At 69.1% G+C, this 3,419-nt stretch carries 1 protein-coding gene and 1 pseudogene; both read right to left on the minus strand.

The window, feature by feature from the left end; all coding sequences use genetic code 11:
* Positions 1-91: 91 nt before the first annotated feature.
* Positions 92-2,617 (minus strand): Helicase associated domain protein, encoded by a 2,526-nt coding sequence (locus ACFXPL_RS36985; protein WP_384927565.1) that lies wholly within the window; start codon positions 2,615-2,617, stop codon positions 92-94.
* A 445-nt stretch (positions 2,618-3,062) separates the two neighbouring features.
* Positions 3,063-3,272 (minus strand): annotated as a pseudogene (locus ACFXPL_RS36990) (transposase); the annotation flags it as partial.
* Between the last annotated feature and the right edge of the window lie 147 nt (positions 3,273-3,419).

Here is a 3,419-nt window from a genome sequence, read left to right on the forward strand (position 1 = left end):
CGAGTACGAACGGGACTTCTGGCAGAGCCTGGAACAAGTCCCGCAGTCCGCCTGAGCCAAGATCACCGGACTCTACGAAACTCAGTACAGCTCAGGTGGAGGTGTCGACCCGCGCGCTCCACCCGTCGGCGCGCTCCAGGACGAAGGCCGTCGGTGTTTTGCCCCGGCGGGCCTTGCGGTAGGTGGCGGCCAACGCGTGGGGGCGGCCGGTGAGGTCTGCGACAGCATCCTGGGGGACCGCTCCCGCCCGTGTCCGGCTCTGGCGTGCCTGTGGGGAAGGGGGCTCGTCGGGGGTTTGACCGAACTCGGCGGCGCGGCGGGCCAGTTCAAGCAGCGCGTTCAGAGCGCTGTGTTCCATGGGGTGCAGGGTCGCCAGGGTCGCGAGGCGCTTATGGAACCAGGCTCCCAGCGGGAAGGAGCCGGCGGGACCGCCGCGACTTCCCTTCCACGTGACCTGGTGGCCCGCGGGGATGTCCAGGTGACCTTCCTCTGCGAGAAAACGGGCCGCGTAGGGCAGCCCTTGGACGAAATCGTCCCTATGGCCGACGCCCCGGACAGGCCGCAGCAGGATCTTGGTGTCGGGTTGCGCTCCGATCTGCAGGAGCAGGTCCTGCTGCTCGGGCGTCAGGCGGAAGAACTCTCTCTCCTGGTTCGTCAGCCAGTGGGCGGCGGCACGGTCGTGCTGGGAAGGTGTACGCGTGGCCGGGTTCCAGATCTGGCCCGGGCCGGGGTAACGGGCCTTGGCCAGGGCGTAGTAGGACTGCCAGGCGGGGGGCCAGGGCGGGTTCCACCACCGGTCGATCCGGTCCAGGGCCCTTTGCACCTCGACGTCCAGGCTTCCGGCGCCGGCGCGGGTGCGGCACGTGCCCAGCCATTTGCCCAACGCGTATCCGCCGACCACGGTGGTGGTGGGGACGGCGAGGTGGCCGTGAGTACGGGCGAACAGGCGGGCGTGGTCGAGCATGCCCTGGACGAGGGTGGGCGGTGTCCAGCTCATGCCGAGGCGTTCCAGCGCGGTGCGATGCTCGGCGGGCAGGGTGCCCAGCAGGTGGTGAAGCCGCTGGGCGGCCGTCCACTGGCCCAGGCCGAAATCGTCCTCGTCGGTGTAGTCGAAGGGGACGTTCAGTTGGTTGAAGGAGCGGTGGTAACCGGTGGCGGAGCGCAGCCCCTCGGTCCAGGTCCCGGCGGCGGGGATGAGTACCTTCAGGCCCAGGACACGGGCGAGTTGGGTGGCGCGTTCGGGGTCGCTGTAGAGCAGGTCGCGTGTGATCAGGGAGTTGTGGTGGGTCGGCGGGGGCAGGGTGACGCGGTCCATGAACGACTCGTCATGTGAGCGCAGCGCCTGCAGGATCGCGATCAGGGCGGCGAAGTCGGAGCTTTCGAGGATGTCGGCGCCGTCGCCGGTCTCGGGCAGGTAGACGGGAATCAGCAAGGTGGTGCGCTTGCCCGCGCCCGGGCTCTGGCGCAGCCCCCGGGCGACTGACTGGACGGCGTCGATGGTGCTGTAGCGGGGTGCGCCGAAGACGACCGCGTCCAGGTCGGGCAGGTCGACGCCCTCGTTGAGGATGCGGGCGTTCGACAGGACCGCGACGTCCTGCCCGGGGTCGTCGAAAGCGGCGAGCAGGGACCGGGTCACGGTGTCGTCCTGCTCGCCGTAGACGGCGTGCGACCACAGGTGGTCGCGGCGCATGGGGTCGTGGACCTTGGAGGCGGTCTGCGGCAGGGTGCGGGCGAACCCGGTCGCGGCTTCGACACGGTTGTGGAAGACCAGGATCCTGCGCAGCTTGTGCTCGTGGATGGCACGCACAACGGCGACCTGAACAGCGGCGTTGCGCAGGCCGTCGTGGTGCGCGCTGCCGGCGGGATGAGGGTCGTTGAGGATGCTGAGCAGGTCCCGGTCCTGGTCGTCGACGACAACGACCACGACCTGGTAATCGGCGACGATGCCGCGCTCGATGGCGTCGGCCAGGCCCAGGCGGTAGACGGTGGGGCCGAAGACCTCTTCGTGCTCCATCGTCGCCAAGGGCGGGCGGTCCTCGGTGTCGAGGAGGCCGGCGTCGGCGCGGGCGGCCCAGATCCTCGGCGTGGCAGTCATGTAGAGACGAGTGGCGGCAGGTATCAGGGTGTCGTCGTGGACGGTGCCCCAGCCCTCGCCGAACGCGGCGCAGGTGCGGTGGGCCTCGTCAGCAATCAGCAGGTCCCAGGGGCCCAGGCCGCTGGAGTGTGCAGCCGTCAGGTGGTGCAGGGAGGCGTAGGTTGCCACCACCGCCACCGGCCCGGGCGCCCCCGCCACCCAGGCCGCGACAGTGGCCGGGTCGCTGGTCATGGCCAGTTCCCCAGGCGACAGGCCGCTGTCGTCCTGGGACAGGGAGCACACACCGATCAGCAGGCCCCCGTACCCGGCCTCACCCCACTTTCGGGCGGTCTGCACCACCAGCGCCTTCGTCGGCACCAGCACCAACGTCGCTCCCTGCGGGGCGAGTTCGGCACAGGCACGCTGGGCGATGAGGGTCTTGCCGCTGCCGCTCGCGGCGACCACCGTCATCCGCCGCCGCCCCTCCCCCGCGGCCGCCCGGATCGCTGCCAGGGCCTCTTGCTGGTGGGGACGTAACCGCATCGCGCTCCTTCACACGGGGGGCCGTGCCGTGCGAAGGCTGAGGTACCGCAGGAGCATGGCCGGGCAGGAAAGGCTATATCCCCCGGGCTGCAGAGGTCGCCGTTTCGCGGACAGCACACGGGGATTCAACCCCCGCTCCGAGTGAGGCGGTCACGCTGCCCACCGTCTGCACGAAAGCGCCTCTCCCTTGCGCTGGGCCCTCGACAACCGCGCCATGGCGCGGGAGATCACGGCTCTGTCGATCGAGGTCAGGCAGTGGCGCGATACAGACCCGGGCAAGGAATGGTGTCGGCGTCCCGCGCCACCTCCACCAGCCGGCCGTGCAGGCTCTGCCAGGGCATTTCGTCCTGGCGTTCTGCCTGTCCGACCCCCTTTGAGGGCGCCGGTGGCGAATCGGTGCGGGCACCTGGCCGCATGCTGATGCGCACGCACGATGGTGGAGTCGCGCCGACCACTGCCGATGACGTTCATAAACGGTCTTCCATGGCCCGAACCTCTCCGGAAGATCACGCCGGTGCACCCCGGTTCGCACCCGGTGCAAGATCCGATCGATCACCTGCCGGTGATCCCTCCACCGGCCGCAACGATTGTTGCCGACCGGCAGGAACGGTCGCAGCCGCTCCCACTCCGCATTCGTCAAGTCACCCCACCCCATAACGGGATAACGACCAGGGAGTCATACCGTCACATGATCGGGCGGACAAGCTCTAGTGTCGCGTGTTTGAAGTCTATTTACGCTTGATCTTGTCGAGGATCTGGTCGGCGGTCTTGGTCCAGGTGAAGGGCTGGCAGCGGCTGTTGT

The sequence above is a fragment of the Streptomyces sp. NPDC059092 genome (assembly GCF_042756365.1).
Classification (GTDB): domain Bacteria; phylum Actinomycetota; class Actinomycetes; order Streptomycetales; family Streptomycetaceae; genus Streptomyces.